Below are 15,248 nucleotides of genomic sequence, written 5' to 3' on the forward strand. Positions count from 1 at the left end.
TTTAGCTGAATTCCAGCCGCTTCACATGTCCATGGGACACAATGGGGCTATGTCTAACATTTTTGGTGGTCCCAAAGCCGTCGAGGAGTCCCGGAGCGTCCCCCAAGGAGACACCGTCGGCTCATACACCTCGTATTTGGATGCCCAAAAGGCGGTGGATTACCTGGCAGACCAGCAGTTCCCGGTTCAGTTGGTATCGATCGTGGGCAACGACCTCAAAATGGTGGAGCGGGTGACCGGTCGCCTGAGCTACCCCAGGGTGGCCCTGTCCGGTGCCTTGAGCGGCATGTGGTTTGGCCTGTTCGTCGGTGTGATGCTGTCCTTCTTTACGCCGGGCGGCGGTCCGTTCTCCATCATCACCTCGGTCCTGATGGGCGCGGCCTTCTTCATGCTCTTCGGCATCGTCACCTATGCCACCCAGCGCGGGAAGCGTGACTTCACCTCCACAAGCCAGGTGGTAGCCACCAACTATGACGTGATCGTCGCCATTGAAGCAGCCCACGAGGCCCGTCGCCTGCTGCACCAGCTGCCGATGAACCCCTCGCAGGCGGCAGCGCCGCAGGCAACGAACTACAACCAGCACAGCGCTCCGCTGCAGCAGCCGGGCCAGGCGCCGGAAAGGCCATCCACATGGAATGACCCTTACGGCCAGCGCGGCACCGGTGAAACCGGCACGCAGGGGAACGGGGAACCCCAAGCCGGTGCGGCGCCGTCGAGCCACCAGCCGCCGTCGGCTGTCCGCTACCCCGACCTGCCGGACGGTAGGCCGCAGTACGGTGTCCGCGTGACCGAAGGCCACAATGCCCCGCATGAAGACGGACAGCAAGCCGGCTCCGAGGACACACCGAAACAGCAGTAGTCCCCGGCAAAGGACAAATTCAAAAGGCAAAGGGAAGGCCACCGGATCTCCGGTGGCCTTCCCTTTGTGTTGGCAGTTCCCTTGGAGTGCGCGGGCCAGTACCTAGCCCTGCGCCTCCTGGTAGATACCGGCCATCCATGATTCGACGTCGTCTGCCTTGCGGGGCAGGGCGGCGCTGAGGTTGACCGGGCCATCGGCCGTCATCAGGATGTCGTCCTCGATGCGAACACCGATTCCGCGGTACTCGGCAGGGATCGCCAGGTCCTCATTCTTGAAGTACAAGCCCGGTTCGATGGTAAAGACCATGCCCTCGGTGAGGATCCCGTCCAGGTAAAGCTCGCGCTTGGCCTGTGCGCAGTCGTGGACATCCAGCCCCAGGTGGTGGCTGGTGCCGTGCGGCATCCAGCGACGGTGCTGCTGGCCCTCGGGGCTGATGGCTTCCTCCACGGACACGGGGAGCAGGCCCCACTCGGCGAGGCGTTCGGCCAGGACAGTGGTTGCGGCCGTGTGGATGTCGCGGAACTTCACGCCCGGTTGCGCGGCTGCGAAACCGGCATCGGCTGCGTCAAGTACGGCTTCGTAGACCTTGCGCTGTACATCGGTGAAGGTGCCCGTGGCGGGCAGGGTGCGGGTGACATCGGCCGTGTAGAGGGAATCAGCTTCCACGCCGGCATCGAGGAGGAGGAGTTCGCCCGCGTTGACCTTGCCCGTGTTCCGGGTCCAGTGAAGGACAGTGGCGTTGTTTCCCGAGGCAGCGATGGTGTCGTAGCCGAGCTCGTTGCCTTCCTCGCGGGCGCGGGCGAAGAATGCACCCTCAACGACGCGCTCGCCGCGTGCGTGGGTCAGCGCCCGCGGAAGGGCGCGAACGACGTCGGCGAAGCCCTCCACAGTGGCGGCCACGGCGATCTTCATCTGCTCGATTTCCCACTCGTCCTTGAGGAGGCGCAATTCCGAGAGCGCTTCGCTGAGCTTCTCGTCCAAGGCATCGAGTTCGCCCAGGTCCAGGGTTTCGGGATCCTTGGCGGTGTTGTACCGGGCGGTGTCCACCAAAGCGTCAATGTTCTCGTCCACCTTGCGGACCAGGCGGATGGAGATACCACCGATTTCCGGGGCGCCTACGTTCTTGGTAATCGCCATTTCGAGTTCGGCGATATGGGCGCAGGAGAGGCCCAGGCGGGCCTCGAATTCCGCCAGCGTCGGACGGGCACCGATCCAGAACTCACCGGAGCGTGAGTCGGCGTAGAACTGTTCGGTATCGCGGCCGGCCAAGGGACGGAAGTAGAGCGTGGCGGTGTGGTGACCGCCGTCGTCGCCCTTGCCTTCAGCCACCGGCTCAAGGATGAGGACGGCGTCGGGCTCGTGGTCCAGGCCCAGGCCCGTGAGGTGCGCAAAGCCGGAGTGGGGCCGGAAACGGTAATCGCAGTCGTTGGAGCGGACCTTCAGCGGACCGGCCGGGATGACAAGACGTTCGCCTTTGAACAGTTCGGAAGTGGCACGACGGCGGCGTGCAGCGTGGTCTGCAACGGCGTCGCGCGCAGGGGTCACCTGCGGGGCGGCAGCCCAATTGCTGGCCATGAATGCTTTGAAAGCATCCGATGTTGGCCTCTGTGAGCGGTTGTTAACGCGCTCCTGCAGCGGCTGGGAATTTGCGGAGTCCATGGTTTGGGTGTTTTCGGCATCGTTCACCGTTACATCGTCCCACCAGTTCGGTGAGGAGGCCAACGGCGCAACGCTCCAAGGAGCCCTGCATCCCATAGGCTGGGAAAGTGAGGATAGACCTGCATGCGCACTCCAATGTTTCCGACGGAACCGAGACACCCGCCGGGGTGATCGTTTCTGCCGTATCGGCGGGCCTGGACGCCGTGGCGTTGACGGATCACGACTCCACCGATGGCTGGGACCAGGCTGCGGCAACCGCCGTGGAACTGGGGATTGCGTTTGTCCCGGGCATGGAGATCTCCTGCCGGACGGAGCAGGGCATCAGCGTCCACCTGCTCAGCTACCTCCACGACCCGTCCCACCCCGGCCTCCTCGAGGAAATCACCAAATCCAAGGACGCACGCCTCACCCGCGCAGAGCATATGGTGACGTTGCTGTCCGAGGACTATCCGCTGACCTGGGACGACGTGATCCACCATGTGGCACCCGGAGCGACGGTGGGACGCCCGCACATCGCCGACGCCCTGGTGGCCGCCGGAGTCGTCGCGGACCGCACGGAAGCGTTCACCTCCATCCTTACCTCCCATTCGCGGTATTTCGTGCAGCACTACGCGCCCAACCCGGCGGTCGCCGTCGAGCTGGTGCGCGCGGCAGGCGGCGTTCCCGTGTTCGCCCATCCGGTGGCTTCGTCCCGGGGACGGATCGTGGGGGAGCGCACCTACCGTGAAATGATCGACGCCGGCCTGCTGGGGGTTGAGGTGGACCACCGGGACAACCCGGAGGACGGCAGGCGGTTCCTGCGCGAGCTGGCTGCCCGGCATGGGCTGCTGATGACCGGATCCTCCGATTATCACGGCGCAGGCAAACCGAACGTCCTCGGCGAAAACACGACGCCGGCCGACGTCCTGGCCCGTATTGAGGACCTGGCGACGGGCAGCAAGGTAGTCCGTTGATGGACCTGCAGTTGCTGGCCTCGGTGATCGTTACGCTGTTCGTCATCATGGACCCGCCGGGTACAGTGCCGATCTTCATGTCGTTGACGGCCCAGATGTCACCGAAGGACAGGAACCGCTCGGCTTTTCAGGCTCTTTTGGTGGCCACGGGCGTGATCGTGGTTTTCGCGATTTTCGGCCAATCGATCCTGAACTACATGCACATCTCCCTGGCGGCCCTGCAGGGTGCCGGTGGCCTGCTGCTGGTGCTCATTGCCCTGCAGCTCTTGACGGGGTCCACCAGCGGCGAGGAAAACGCCGCGAAGTACAAGAACGTGGCCTTTGTTCCCTTGGGTACGCCGCTGATGGCCGGGCCTGGTGCGATCGTGGCGGTCATGGTCTTTGTCCAGCAGTCCAAGGACCTGTCAGGTTACCTGGCCGTTGGCCTGGGCATCGCGGTGGTGCTCGCCTCGCTATACCTGGCCATGCGGTTCGCGGGAGTGGTCCAGCGGGTCCTTGGGGAGAACGGAGTGGAGCTGGTGACCCGGATTGCCGGCCTTTTGCTCTCTGCCATCGCCGTACAGATGATCGCTGACTCGGTGACTGCCTTCGTGAAGGGTGTCGCCTGACAGCTCCAGGCTAGGACGCAGTGGTTTGGGCCTGGTGGAACTCGGCCTTGCTGCCCAGGCGTTTCCGCATGACTTCAATGGCCTGCTCGTTCTGGTCCACGCACACGAAGTTCCGGCCCAGTTTGGCCGCCACTGCCCCGAGGGTTCCGGAACCGGCAAAGAAGTCCAGGCACCAGTCGCCCTCGCGGCTTGATGCCGAAACAATCCGGCGGACCAGGCCTTCGGGTTTCTGCGTGGGGTAGCCGGTTTTTTCGCGCCCCGTCGGCGAAACGATGGTGTGCCACCAGACGTCCGTGGGCAACTTTCCCAGCTCACGTTTGGCGGGGGTCACCAAACCCGGAGCCATGTAGGGCTCCCGGTCCACTTCGGCGTTGTCGAAGTGGTACTTGGTGGGGTTCTTCACGTACACCAGGATGTTGTCGTGCTTGGTGGGCCAGCGGTTCTTGGCCCGGGCGCCGTAATCGTAGGCCCAGATGATTTCGTTCAGGAAGCATTCCCGGCCAAAGATGGCGTCGAGCATCACCTTGGCGTAGTGCACCTCGCGGTAGTCCAGGTGCAGGTACAGGGTGCCGTCGTCTGCCAGCAGGCGCCAGGCTTCCACGAGCTTGGGCTCCAGGAAAGACCAGTAGTCGCTGAAGGCGTCGTCATAGCTGTGCAGGGCGCCCTTGATGGTGTCGTAGGAGCGGCCCTTGAAGCCCACGCGGTCGCCGTCGCCGTCCGAGTTGCGGACCATCCGGGTTTCCTGGCGTCGTTGGACCCGCCCAGTGTTGAAGGGAGGGTCCACGTAAATGAGTGTGAAGGCGCCGTCCGGCAGCGTTGGAAGGAACTCCGCGTTGTCCGCGTGTACCACCAGGTTGCCGCCGTCCGGCGCCCAAACAGTTTCAGTCATTGAGAAAATTAAGCCTCGGTGCTGCCGGACTGGGCAGCTGCGGCCTCACCGGAGACTACTTCGCCGTTGCGGCGGCGGGTCCGGGTGCGACGTGTACGTGCAGGCTTCTCGGAATGGTCCGAGCCCGTTTCCGAGACTGCGGCAGCCGGGGCTGCTTCGCCTTCGGAGGTACGACGGCGGCGGGTACGGTTGCGTCCGCCCTCACCCTTGGATTCGCCGGAGTCAGCCTTGCCTGACCGGCCGCGGCCGCCGTCGCGGCCACGTCCGCCGTCACGGGAGCCATTGCGGTCCGAACCACCGGAGCGGGAGTTCTTCTTGCCGGTCTCACCCAGGTCCTCCAGGACCTCGGCGTCCACACCGGCCAGCGTGCGCTTGTTCCGGGGCAGGCGTCCCTTGGTGCCCTCGGGGATATCGAGGTCGGCGTAGAGGTGCGGCGAGGAGGAGTACGTTTCAACCGGCTCCGGAACGCTGAGTCCCAGGGCCTTGTTGATGAGTCCCCAGCGGGGCATGTCGTCCCAGTCAACGAACGTGACGGCGGTGCCCTTGTTGCCTGCGCGGCCGGTACGGCCAACACGGTGCAGGTAGATCTTTTCGTCTTCCACGCACTGGTAGTTGATCACGTGCGTGACGTCATCGACGTCGATACCACGGGCAGCGACATCGGTGGCAACCAGGACGTCCACCTTGTTGTTGCGGAAGGCACGCAGGGCCTGTTCGCGGGCGCCCTGGCCCAGGTCGCCGTGAATGGCTGCAGCCGCGAACCCGCGGTCCACGAGTTCCTCGGCGACCTTTGCGGCGGTGCGTTTGGTCTTGGTGAAGATGATGGTCCGGCCACGTCCGCGGGCCTGGAGGATGCGTGCCACGACTTCGGTCTTGTCCATGCTGTGGGCACGGTAGATGAGCTGGCGGATGTCCCGCTTGGTCAGGCCCTCATCGTTCGGGTCAGCTGCGCGGATGTGGGTGGGCTGCGTCATGTAACGACGTGCCATCGCGATCACGGGGCCGGGCATGGTTGCGGAGAAGAGCAGCGTCTGGCGCACGGCGGGGGTGCCGGCGATCAGGGTCTCTACGTCGGGAAGGAAGCCAAGGTCCAGCATTTCGTCGGCCTCGTCAAGAATCACCATCTTGACGTTCTTCAAGCTCAGGTGCTTCTGCTTGTAGAGGTCGATCAGTCGGCCAGGGGTACCTACGACGATCTCGACGCCCTTCTGCAGCGCATCGATCTGGGGTTCGTAGGCCCGGCCGCCGTAGATGGTGGCGATGCGCGCGTTGCGCTTGCGCGAGGCCGTCTGGAGATCGTTGGCGACCTGCACGGCAAGTTCGCGGGTGGGGACGATGACCAGTGCCTGCGGTGCGCCGGGAACGGCGAGCTTGTCATAGCCGGCGTCGTCGCGGCCTACAACGCGCTGCAGGGCAGGCACGCCGAAGCCGAGGGTTTTGCCTGTACCAGTCTTGGCCTGGCCGATGATGTCGTGGCCGCCCAGTGCGACGGGCAGGGTCATGGCCTGGATGGGGAACGGGTGGGTGATCCCGGCATCTGCCAAGGACTCCACGATGTCTGCGCGCACGTTGAAGTCTGCAAACGACTTCTCTTCGATCTCGTGGGGCTTCTCGTCCGAGACGATCGTTTCCTCGGGCTCGAGGGTTTCTGTTCCGGTGGGGTCCGTCAGGACTTCATGGGTATGCAATTCACTCACAGGGAGTTTCCTTATTCATTTGGGCATTGGCGCCGCATGCTCAACGGGGGCGGCATAGCCGTACCGGAGCACCAACGGGCGCGCAAGCAAGTCCAGTGGAAGCCGATCGCGGGCTATCTAAGTACTGGCACTGGTGACCAGTTGGTACATCTCAAGATCGCGTAGGGGCGGGCTTGTTGAGTTCAAAAATTAACTGAATCAACGACCGGGCATCCATTACTACACGCCCAGTCTATCCTCTGGGAGCCCGAAAGCCCGGATTGGGGATGAACGGCGCTATGGCAGCAGTTCAAACAGGATCTCCCGGCTGGCAATGTCAGCCTTGACCAGCCGGACGCGGACCTTGGTCCCGGACTCCAGTTCGCCGTCGCAACGGGCGGTCACGGCGGGCTCCGCTATTTGGACGATTCCGTAGGGACCGCCGTTCCCGTTGCCGTTGCCCTTTCCGTTCCCGTTCCCGTTAGGCTTCGAGCCGGAAATGACCACCGCATCGAACTCCTGGCCAACATGGTTGGCAACCAGTGCCGCCTCCACCGTGTCCAAGGCGGCGCGCTCGAGGCGGCCAGCGAGTTGATCGGACGAGGCCATGATCTCGGGCAAGGACGGCAAGGCTTCCCGGGCCCAGGCAGGGATGTCCCGCTTGTTGCTCAGTGCCTCGCAGATCACCAGGACGAAACGGTCGATGAGGCGGCGCAACGGTGCTGTGGTGTGCGCGTACGGAGCGCCGATGGCTGCCTGGATGATTTCCGTCGGGACCTCGCCGTCGAAAGGTGTGTAGTTGGCACCCCTGAACAACGTCCCGGCTGAGTGCAGGATGGCGAGTTGCTTTGGGTCTGATGCGTCCAGGGTCCGCAGGTATTCGCCGTAGCTGATCCGTCCGTCCCAGGGTTTACCAAGGGCCGTGGTCTGCCTTTTGAAGTGCCGCAGGGAGCGTTCATCCGGTGCGGGCATGGTGCGCAGTATGCCAACCTTGCCGTCCAGCATCAGCTGAGCTGCCGCCATCCCGGTCATGAGTGAAATCTGCGCGTTCCAGTCCTCCACCGGCAACGACGGGGCAGCAACGATCCTGTACCCGCCGCCGTCGGCCGCTTGGACGATCTCCTGTTCGGGCATGTTCAGGCTCGCGCCGCCGCGGAGGCGTTCGAGTTCAACCCGTTTCAACCCCACTTCCTTGAGGAGCTGCAGTACAGGCGGTGCCGTTCCGTCGTCGATCTGCTCCTGGACGCCCTTGTAACTTAGCTTGGCCCGGCTGCGCACGGTGGCGCGGCCCACTGTCACCGTCACTGCTTCGGCCTGCGCGTCCAGGACGAAATCCCAGACGAAGGCGCCACAGTCCTGCTCTGCCAGCAGGCTGCCGGCATGTTCGCTGATGACTTCCGGGTGCAAGGGAATGCGTCCATCCGGAGCATAGAAGGTCTGGCCGCGCCGGCGTGTCTCCGTGTCGAGGGCACCACCGGGAGCCACGAAGGACGGAACGTCGGCGATCGCATAGAGGACCTTGTAACCGTCACCGGCGCGCTCTATGAACAGCGCCTGGTCCAGGTCTGTCGACGTGGCCGGGTCGATGGTGACAAACGGAATGTCCCGAAGGTCGCGTTCAGGCAGCTTCAGGTCCGCCACGGCTTTTCGGGCTTCTTCCACTGCCCCCGTGGGGTAGTCGCCTGGGAGTTCCAGCTCCGTCCGGAGTGCGGCGAGGGCCGCTGCGAGCTGGTCCGACGAGTCGTCGACGTTGGGTGCAATCCGATGATGTGACACGAAAATCAGGGTAGCCCGGATTCCGGGGATCACACCATGTCAAGGCCGCACGGTGAGCGACTTTCGCTAAATTGAGTCCAGGGCTTCCAGCAGCGACTTGGCAGCCGCCGTCGGGTCTGCGGCTTCGGTGATGGCACGGACAACCACGATCCTGCTGGCCCCCGCCGAAAGGACCTGTTCCACGTTGCCCAGGTCGATGCCGCCAATAGCGAACCACGGGAGCTGCACGGCGCCGTCGGTCGTTTCCGTGGCACGCCTCATCGCTTCTGCGGCATATGTGACCAGGTCCGGCCCAACGGCTTGGCGCCCCGGTTTGGTGGGTGTCGCCCAAACCGGACCGACACAGAAATAGTCCAGGCCGCCGTCGCCGGTAGAAGCGGCAATGGCCGCATTGACCTGCTCCGGAGTGTGCGTGGAAAGTCCAATCGCGGCAGGGGCCGGGAGGAAGGTACGGGCCACCGGAAGGGGCAGGTCCTTCTGGCCCACGTGGAACACAGGAGCCCCGGAAACACTGGCAATATCGGCCCGATCGTTGACAGCCCACAGCCGTCCGTGCCGCTCGGCCACACTCCGCAGGATGGCCAGCAATTCCAGTTCTTCGGCTGCCTCGATCGACTTGTCCCGGAGCTGGATGATGTCCACCCCACCCTCGAAGGCGGCATCGACAAAGTCTTCGAAATCGCCCTGTCGCTTCCGGGCATCGGTGCACAAATAGAGTCGGGCTGAGGCGAGGGATTCAGGCTGGGTCATGGGAACCAGAGTAGTTCCTCTACACTGGGCACGTACTGCGGGAGCCGCGACGTTCGACTATGTGACCGTCCGGCTGAGAGGGCTTCAGCGCCGACCGCTTGACCTGATCCGGCTAATACCGGCGTAGGGAAGGGAACACATGGCAGACGCCATTCATGCAGATGTAGCCATTATCGGCGGCGGCATCATCGGGTTGGGCATCGCCCACCAACTGCGCAGGCTGGGCCGCTCAGTGGCCCTCATCGACCCTTGGCCCGCAAACGGCGCAACTTTCGCAGCGGCCGGGATGCTGGCACCCGTCAGTGAACTGCACTACCAGGAAGAAGAACTCCTGGAACTCATGGTCGAATCCTCCCGGCTGTGGCCCGCTTTTGTTGGCGCGCTCGCCGGAGGGGTGCACGCCGCCGGATACCGCACGACGCCGACCCTCGCCGTGGGTGCCGACGCCGCCGACCGCCGCGCGCTCGCAGACCTCCGGGTGGTACAGAAGGCTGCAGGCTTGGGAGTGGAGCCATTGGCCCTCCGGGAGGCGAGGGAGCGTGAGCCCTTGCTGAGTCCCCAAATTTCCTGTGCCTTCGACATCCCCACCGACCACCAGGTGGATCCCCGCAAGCTCGCCGCCTGCCTTTTGGCCGAACTGTCGGATCACTCTCCCGATGATCCGAGCTGGGTTACGGGGGCGGACAACGGATTCGCTGTGAAAGCGCTGGCACATCGTCTCCTGTGGGATGAAGGCAGGGTCTCTGGAGTCGAACTCGAGTCAGGCACCAGGGTCTTTGCCACCGAGACGGTGGTCGCAAACGGTCTGGGCGCCGCCGGCTTGGACGGCCTGCCCGAAGGGCTCACGCTGCCCCTGCGGCCGGTCTATGGTGACATCCTCCGGCTTCGGGTTCCGGACAACCTGCAACCTCTCGTTACCTCCACCGTCCGGGGGATAGTGCGGGGCGTTCCCGTCTACATCGTCCCCCGCGACGACGGCACCGTGGTGATCGGAGCGACCCAGCGTGAGGACGGACTGTCCACGGCCTCCAATGCCGTCTCAGCGGGCGGCGTCTACCAACTCCTGCGCGACGCCCAGGTCCTGGTCCCCGCGGTCGCCGAACTCGAACTCCTGGAGGCAACAGCCCGCGGCAGGCCAGGGACGCCGGACAACGCGCCGTTGCTTGGCCGCGTCGCCGGAACCAATGGCGACATTGAGGGTTTGGTGGTTGCCACCGGGTTCTTCCGTCACGGAGTCCTGCTGACACCGGTAGCCGCAAGGATTGTCGGCGAACTGATCAACGGATCGACCGATCCACAGTGGGCCCCTTTCCGCCCCGACCGCTTTACGGCCAGCGCAACCGGTCCACGGAACTTCGTCCCAGCACACGCCCGCAGCAAGGAAAGCGCATGAACATCAAACTCAATGGATCCGACCATGCAGTGGCCGATGACGCCTCTGTCAGCACCCTCGTCACCGCCATCACCGGCCGCGAACTGGACCACAGGGGACAGGCGGCCGACGGCGGCAAGCTGGGTGTCGCCGTCGCGCGCAATTCAGAGGTGGTGCCGCGCAGCCAGTGGGCGGCAACAGCACTCGCCGACGGCGATGAACTCGAACTCGTTACCGCAGTCCAGGGAGGCTGAACAATGACCACAACAAGCACTGCCCCCAGCACCGACGCCTTGGTGATCGACGGCGTCGACTTTGGTTCCCGACTGATCATGGGAACAGGGGGTGCCCCGAGCCTGGACGGTTTGGGCGCTGCGCTCCTGGCCTCGGGTACGGAGCTGACCACCGTGGCCATGCGGCGCTATTCGCCGGCAGAAACCGGGTCTCTCTTCCAGCTCCTGGTGGACCACAACATCCGGGTGTTGCCCAACACGGCCGGCTGTTTCACGGCGAAGGACGCGGTGATGACCGCCGAACTTGCCCGCGAGGCGCTGGAGACCGATTGGGTGAAGCTGGAAGTCATCGCGGACGAGCACACACTCCTGCCCGATGCCGTGGAACTCGTCGATGCCACGGAGCAGCTGGTCAACCGCGGGTTCAAGGTCTTCGCTTACACCAACGATGATCCGGTGCTTGCCCTGCGGCTGGAAAACCTTGGCGCCACCGCCGTGATGCCGCTGGGCTCACCGATCGGCACGGGCCTGGGCATCCTGAACCCGCACAACATTGAGCTGATCGTGTCACGGGCATCGGTGCCCGTGGTGCTCGACGCCGGGATCGGAACCGCTTCCGATGCCGCGCTGGCCATGGAACTGGGTTGCGATGCCGTCCTGCTGGCTACCGCGGTGACGCGTGCACAGAACCCGGTGCAGATGGGGGAGGCCTTCAAGCACGCTGTTATTGCCGGCCGTTTGGCCAGGCAGGCAGGCCGGATTCCCCGGCGCGAACACGCCCTGGCATCCTCCGCGATGGAGGGACGCGCCGAGTTCCTTTAGGGCATTAACCAGCGATGGCCATCACCCGCCGGTGATGGCCATCGCTGTGAGTGGCGCTTAGAGCCGGAGGGCCCTGGTGAGGGCCTCGGTATCGTGCTTGGTCCGGGTCCGGCCGAAGTACACCACAACCGCCGCGGCTGCCGCGGTTCCGATGACGATGGGGAGAACCCACGGAATCCAGGTGAACCCCGGTTGGTAACCCAAGCCCGCGCTGATGAAGGCAATCCAGCTCAGCGCCGCAACAGCGGTTGAAACGCCTACCGGTAGGGCGACGCCGTACCTGCCGTGCCGCTTGTCGTTGGCCCAGACAATGAAGCCCGTGGCAATGGCTGCAAGAACAACCACGACGAGTGAAAGCATGAAGACTCCTTAGCGGACGACGGGTGGTGGGGGAATGCTAGAGGGCGCCGAAGCCCACGCGGCGGACTTCCTCGGCGCCGATCTCCACATAGCCCAAAACGTTGCCAGGAACGATGACCTGGCGGCCCTTCTCATCCGTGAGGCGCAATTCCGAGCCCTTGGACACGGCCTCCGCCACGATCTTGGCTACGGCGTCTGCATCCAAAGCGGATTCGAGCACAATTTCGCGGCCAACGTTCTGAATGCCGATCTTTACTTCCACAGCAAGGCCTCCAAGCCAATCAAGTTTTGAATCAGTCCTCTATTTGTAGCTTAGGACTCTTTGGGGAATCGACTGATTCCGCGCCAAGCTAAACGATAGATCAGATCGCTGGCCACATCGAGGTCCAGGTTTCCGTCTGTCTCAAGCCAATACCGCGCGCTGACCTGCGCCATTCCGGCCAGGCCGCGGCCAAGGAGCTGCGCTTCCAGGGGCGGCAGCTTGGTGTCCTCGGCGATGACATGGGCCACGGCGTCCGCGAACGTCTTGTTGAACGTTTCCAGCCGGGAACTGACATCGGGGTCGTTGATGAGGTCCGACTCAAACACCAGCCGGTGCGCTTGGTCGTCGTCGGCAATGAACCTGTAGTAGGCCCGCATGACTGCCTTGACACGCTCTTTGTTGTCCGTTGTGGAGTTCAGGGCGCTCAGCATCAGGTCCGTCAGCGTCGCGAGATGGCTGTCCAGCAGGGCCATGTAGAGCTCGCGCTTCGACGGGAAGTGTTGGTACAGGACCGGCTTGCTCACATGTGCGGTCTCTGCGATTTCGTCCATGGCTGCGCCGTGGAACCCGTTGGCAACGAAGACTTCCAACGCTGCGTTGAGCAACTGTGCGCGGCGCTCGTCCCTTGGCAGCCTTGGCGATCGAGGCGAACCGGTCCGTTCCTGCTTCGCGGGTGCTCCATCGTTTGCCCGTGTGCCGTCAGCCACAGTCTGCCGCCTTTCCTTTGCAGTTATGACCACTCTACCGGTGGGTAATATGACCGGGCGGTATCTGCGGGCATACATTGGGGTATGGCCTCAATTGCTGCTGTCCGCACCGCTGCGCCCGCCGTCCTTCCGCCCCTTGTGGAACCGGCTGCTGAACTTACTCCGGCCGAGGTGGAGCGGTACTCCCGGCACCTCATCATTCCGGAAATCGGCGCCGTGGGCCAACGCAGGCTTAAGAATGCCAGAGTCCTCGTCATAGGCGCCGGCGGGCTCGGTTCCCCGGCCCTGCTGTACTTGGCTGCAGCCGGGGTGGGAACTTTGGGCATCGTGGACGACGACACTGTGGACCTCAGCAACCTTCAGCGCCAGGTCATCCACGGGGTGAAGGACGTGGGTACGCCCAAGATCGAGTCCGCACGCGACGCGATCGCCGAGCTCAACCCCTTGGTGAACGTGGTCCTGCACAATCTCCGCCTGGATTCTTCCAACGCCCTGGATTTGTTTGCCGATTATGATCTCATCCTCGACGGTGCTGACAACTTTGCCACGCGGTACCTCGTGAACGACGCCGCGGCCATCCTCGGCAAACCCTACGTGTGGGGCTCCATCTTCCGCTTCGACGGGCAGGTCAGCGTTTTCTGGGCCGAACACGGACCCACCTACAGGGACCTTTACCCCGAGGCGCCTCCGGCAGGCTCCGTGCCGTCGTGTGGCGAGGGCGGAGTGTTCGGCATGTTGTGCGCGGCTGTTGGATCGCTCATGGTGACCGAAGCCGTGAAGCTGATCACCGGCGTCGGGCGTTCCTTGCTGGGACGCGTGGCACTCTTTGACGCCTTGGGCGGCAGTTGGCGGGAAATCAAGGTGTCCAAGGATCCGGAAGCCGAACCCATCACCGAACTGACAGACTACGAGGCCTTCTGCGGCGTCACTCCCGTCGCAGCCACTGACCAGGACCACACCGTCACGGCCACCGAGCTGGCAGCGATGCTCGCCGAGCGGGCGTCGGGGGAGCGGGACTTCGAACTGGTGGATGTCCGTGAATCAGGCGAGCACAGCATTGTGAGCATTGATGGTTCCGTGCTGATCCCACAAGGCCGGATCCTGGCCGGAGAGGCGTGGTCCCACCTGCCACAGGACAAGGACATTGTGTTCCACTGCAAGGCCGGAACGCGCTCGGCGGCGGTCCTGGAGGCCGCGCAGAAGGCGGGCTATACGCGCGTCAGCCACCTCGACGGCGGTATCCTCGCCTGGGTGCGTGACGTGGAACCCCAAAAGCCCGTTTACTGAGCGTTGCCCGTTCCGGCCGTTATCTGTAAAGCTCAACCATGAGCGAAGAACGGGCAGAGACCCAGCAACACCCTATTGGTTCCGGTTTTGGACACGGTTCCACGGCCCGGGAGGTTATCGACGGGATCGACCTCTCCGGAAAATCGGCGATTGTCACAGGCGGATATTCGGGCCTTGGCCTGGAGACCGTGCGGGCACTGGCCTCCGCAGGCGCGTCCGTGACCGTCCCCGCACGACGCGTGGAACATGCCAAGGAAGTCCTTGCCGCGGCCGGGCTCGGCGACGCCGTCACAGTGGAAGAAATGGACCTGGTTGACCAGGACAGCGTCAAAGCATTCGCCCAGCGGTATTTGGCCGGGCACAGTTCCTTGGACATCCTGATCAACAACGCCGCCATCATGGCCAGCCCGGAACAACGGGTAGGTCCTGGCTGGGAGGCGCAGCTCGCAACCAACCACTTGGGGCACTACACCCTGGTTAATGCTTTGTGGCCGGCCCTTGCCGCCTCGGGGGATGCCCGCGTCATCTCCCTCTCATCCACCGGCCACAAGTTGTCGCCGATCAGGTTCGACGACGTCAACTTTGACGGCGGCTACGACAAGTGGCGCGCCTACGGCCAGGCAAAAACGGCAAACGCGCTCTTCGCCGTGGAATTGGACCGCCTGGGCCAGGACTCCGGAGTCCGGGCCTTCGCCGTTCATCCTGGTGGCATCATGACCGAACTTCAACGGCATTTGCCCAAGGAAGAGATGGTCGCAGCGGGATGGATGGATGCGGAGGGAAACGTCCGCGAAGGATTCAAGACGCCGGAGCAAGGCGCTGCTACCTCGGTGTGGGCTGCGACTTCCCCTGCCCTGTCAGGTATGGGAGGTGTCTACTGTGAAGACTGCGACGTTGCCAATCCCACGGACAAGGAATCGCCGTTGGCGAGGTACCAGGGGGTGGACGCGCACGCCATCGACAAGGCGGACGCCGCCAGGCTTTGGCAATTGTCAGCGAAGCTGACAGGAGTCAACGCTTTCGCCTAGCAGGCGG

General features: G+C 63.9%; 16 protein-coding genes and 1 riboswitch. Of the genes, 8 read left to right on the top strand and 8 right to left on the bottom strand.

The features are described from left to right. The first annotated feature begins 49 nt into the window (after window positions 1–49). On the top strand, window positions 50–859 hold the full coding sequence (locus QRM57_RS10880; RefSeq protein ID WP_284986564.1) for a YflT domain-containing protein: 810 nt from the start codon (window positions 50–52) through the stop codon (window positions 857–859). A 102-nt stretch (window positions 860–961) separates the two neighbouring features. Here QRM57_RS10880 and QRM57_RS10885 read toward each other — a convergent pair whose 3' ends face one another. Then, window positions 962–2,545: an aminopeptidase P family protein gene (locus QRM57_RS10885; protein ID WP_284986565.1), complete on the bottom strand. Its 1,584-nt coding sequence runs from the start codon at window positions 2,543–2,545 to the stop codon at window positions 962–964. Window positions 2,546–2,625: 80 nt separating this feature from the next. Between QRM57_RS10885 and QRM57_RS10890 the strand changes: the two genes are divergently transcribed. After that, window positions 2,626–3,471, top strand: a complete 846-nt coding sequence (locus QRM57_RS10890) for a PHP domain-containing protein (RefSeq protein ID WP_284986566.1) — start codon at window positions 2,626–2,628, stop codon at window positions 3,469–3,471. Continuing rightward, on the top strand, window positions 3,471–4,079 hold the full coding sequence (locus tag QRM57_RS10895; RefSeq protein ID WP_235520680.1) for a MarC family protein: 609 nt from the start codon (window positions 3,471–3,473) through the stop codon (window positions 4,077–4,079). Before QRM57_RS10890 ends, QRM57_RS10895 begins: the two co-directional genes overlap by 1 nt. Window positions 4,080–4,089: 10 nt before the next feature. Here QRM57_RS10895 and QRM57_RS10900 read toward each other — a convergent pair whose 3' ends face one another. From QRM57_RS10900 to thiE, 4 genes are all read right to left on the bottom strand, one after another. Further along, entirely contained in the window at window positions 4,090–4,968 is an 879-nt protein-coding gene (locus QRM57_RS10900; protein WP_284986567.1) for a DNA-methyltransferase, read from the bottom strand. Between the two features lie 8 nt (window positions 4,969–4,976). Next, window positions 4,977–6,665, bottom strand: a complete 1,689-nt coding sequence (locus QRM57_RS10905) for a DEAD/DEAH box helicase (protein ID WP_257369267.1) — start codon at window positions 6,663–6,665, stop codon at window positions 4,977–4,979. A gap of 276 nt (window positions 6,666–6,941) precedes the next feature. Then, window positions 6,942–8,420 carry an RNB domain-containing ribonuclease gene (locus tag QRM57_RS10910; protein ID WP_284986568.1) on the bottom strand — a complete coding sequence of 493 codons (1,479 nt, stop codon included), beginning with the start codon at window positions 8,418–8,420 and terminating at the stop codon, window positions 6,942–6,944. A 66-nt stretch (window positions 8,421–8,486) separates the two neighbouring features. After that, window positions 8,487–9,170, bottom strand: coding sequence for a thiamine phosphate synthase (thiE, locus tag QRM57_RS10915; RefSeq protein WP_257369265.1), 684 nt, complete (start codon window positions 9,168–9,170; stop codon window positions 8,487–8,489). 27 nt (window positions 9,171–9,197) lie between these two features. Then, window positions 9,198–9,317, top strand: a riboswitch (TPP riboswitch). Here thiE and thiO point away from each other — a divergent pair. From thiO to QRM57_RS10930, 3 genes are all read left to right on the top strand, one after another. Beyond that, window positions 9,310–10,563, top strand: coding sequence for a glycine oxidase ThiO (gene thiO / locus QRM57_RS10920; protein WP_284986569.1), 1,254 nt, complete (start codon window positions 9,310–9,312; stop codon window positions 10,561–10,563). (Overlaps the previous riboswitch by 8 nt.) Further along, complete coding sequence (gene thiS, locus QRM57_RS10925) at window positions 10,560–10,796, top strand: sulfur carrier protein ThiS (protein WP_257369263.1); 237 nt, start codon at window positions 10,560–10,562, stop codon at window positions 10,794–10,796. The genes thiO and thiS overlap by 4 nt, the downstream gene beginning before the upstream one ends. 3 nt (window positions 10,797–10,799) lie before the next feature. After that, the gene (locus QRM57_RS10930; protein WP_235520673.1) at window positions 10,800–11,597 is read left to right on the top strand and encodes a thiazole synthase; all 798 of its coding nucleotides are present in this window, start codon (window positions 10,800–10,802) and stop codon (window positions 11,595–11,597) included. Window positions 11,598–11,654: 57 nt separating this feature from the next. Here QRM57_RS10930 and QRM57_RS10935 read toward each other — a convergent pair whose 3' ends face one another. From QRM57_RS10935 to QRM57_RS10945, 3 genes are read right to left on the bottom strand one after another with little or no spacing between them, the layout of a single operon-like run. Further along, on the bottom strand, window positions 11,655–11,957 hold the full coding sequence (locus tag QRM57_RS10935; RefSeq protein ID WP_284986570.1) for a hypothetical protein: 303 nt from the start codon (window positions 11,955–11,957) through the stop codon (window positions 11,655–11,657). 37 nt (window positions 11,958–11,994) lie between these two features. Continuing rightward, window positions 11,995–12,219, bottom strand: coding sequence for a DUF3107 domain-containing protein (locus tag QRM57_RS10940; RefSeq protein ID WP_018776516.1), 225 nt, complete (start codon window positions 12,217–12,219; stop codon window positions 11,995–11,997). A gap of 50 nt (window positions 12,220–12,269) precedes the next feature. Continuing rightward, window positions 12,270–13,004: a TetR/AcrR family transcriptional regulator gene (locus tag QRM57_RS10945; protein ID WP_284986571.1), complete on the bottom strand. Its 735-nt coding sequence runs from the start codon at window positions 13,002–13,004 to the stop codon at window positions 12,270–12,272. A gap of 6 nt (window positions 13,005–13,010) precedes the next feature. Between QRM57_RS10945 and moeB the strand changes: the two genes are divergently transcribed. Together moeB and QRM57_RS10955 are read left to right on the top strand one after the other, a co-directional pair. After that, entirely contained in the window at window positions 13,011–14,213 is a 1,203-nt protein-coding gene (moeB, locus tag QRM57_RS10950) for a molybdopterin-synthase adenylyltransferase MoeB (protein ID WP_284986572.1), read from the top strand. 38 nt (window positions 14,214–14,251) lie between these two features. Next, complete coding sequence (locus QRM57_RS10955; protein ID WP_284986573.1) at window positions 14,252–15,241, top strand: SDR family NAD(P)-dependent oxidoreductase; 990 nt, start codon at window positions 14,252–14,254, stop codon at window positions 15,239–15,241. The last annotated feature ends 7 nt before the right edge of the window (window positions 15,242–15,248 follow it).

This window comes from Arthrobacter sp. fls2-241-R2A-172 (assembly GCF_030208885.1).
Taxonomy (GTDB): Bacteria; Actinomycetota; Actinomycetes; order Actinomycetales; family Micrococcaceae; genus Arthrobacter.

Bases quoted from the DNA above. Each gene is read 5' to 3' on its own strand.
- QRM57_RS10880 (WP_284986564.1), top strand. From the start codon at position 50: ATGTCTAACATTTTTGGTGGTCCCAAAGCCGTCGAGGAGTCCCGGAGC.
- moeB (WP_284986572.1), top strand. From the start codon at position 13,011: ATGGCCTCAATTGCTGCTGTCCGCACCGCTGCGCCCGCCGTCCTTCCG.
- QRM57_RS10930 (WP_235520673.1), top strand. From the start codon at position 10,800: ATGACCACAACAAGCACTGCCCCCAGCACCGACGCCTTGGTGATCGAC.
- thiE (WP_257369265.1), bottom strand. From the start codon at position 9,170: ATGACCCAGCCTGAATCCCTCGCCTCAGCCCGACTCTATTTGTGCACC.
- QRM57_RS10935 (WP_284986570.1), bottom strand. From the start codon at position 11,957: ATGCTTTCACTCGTCGTGGTTGTTCTTGCAGCCATTGCCACGGGCTTC.
- QRM57_RS10900 (WP_284986567.1), bottom strand. From the start codon at position 4,968: ATGACTGAAACTGTTTGGGCGCCGGACGGCGGCAACCTGGTGGTACAC.
- thiO (WP_284986569.1), top strand. From the start codon at position 9,310: ATGGCAGACGCCATTCATGCAGATGTAGCCATTATCGGCGGCGGCATC.
- QRM57_RS10895 (WP_235520680.1), top strand. From the start codon at position 3,471: ATGGACCTGCAGTTGCTGGCCTCGGTGATCGTTACGCTGTTCGTCATC.
- QRM57_RS10945 (WP_284986571.1), bottom strand. From the start codon at position 13,004: ATGTATGCCCGCAGATACCGCCCGGTCATATTACCCACCGGTAGAGTG.
- QRM57_RS10955 (WP_284986573.1), top strand. From the start codon at position 14,252: ATGAGCGAAGAACGGGCAGAGACCCAGCAACACCCTATTGGTTCCGGT.
- thiS (WP_257369263.1), top strand. From the start codon at position 10,560: ATGAACATCAAACTCAATGGATCCGACCATGCAGTGGCCGATGACGCC.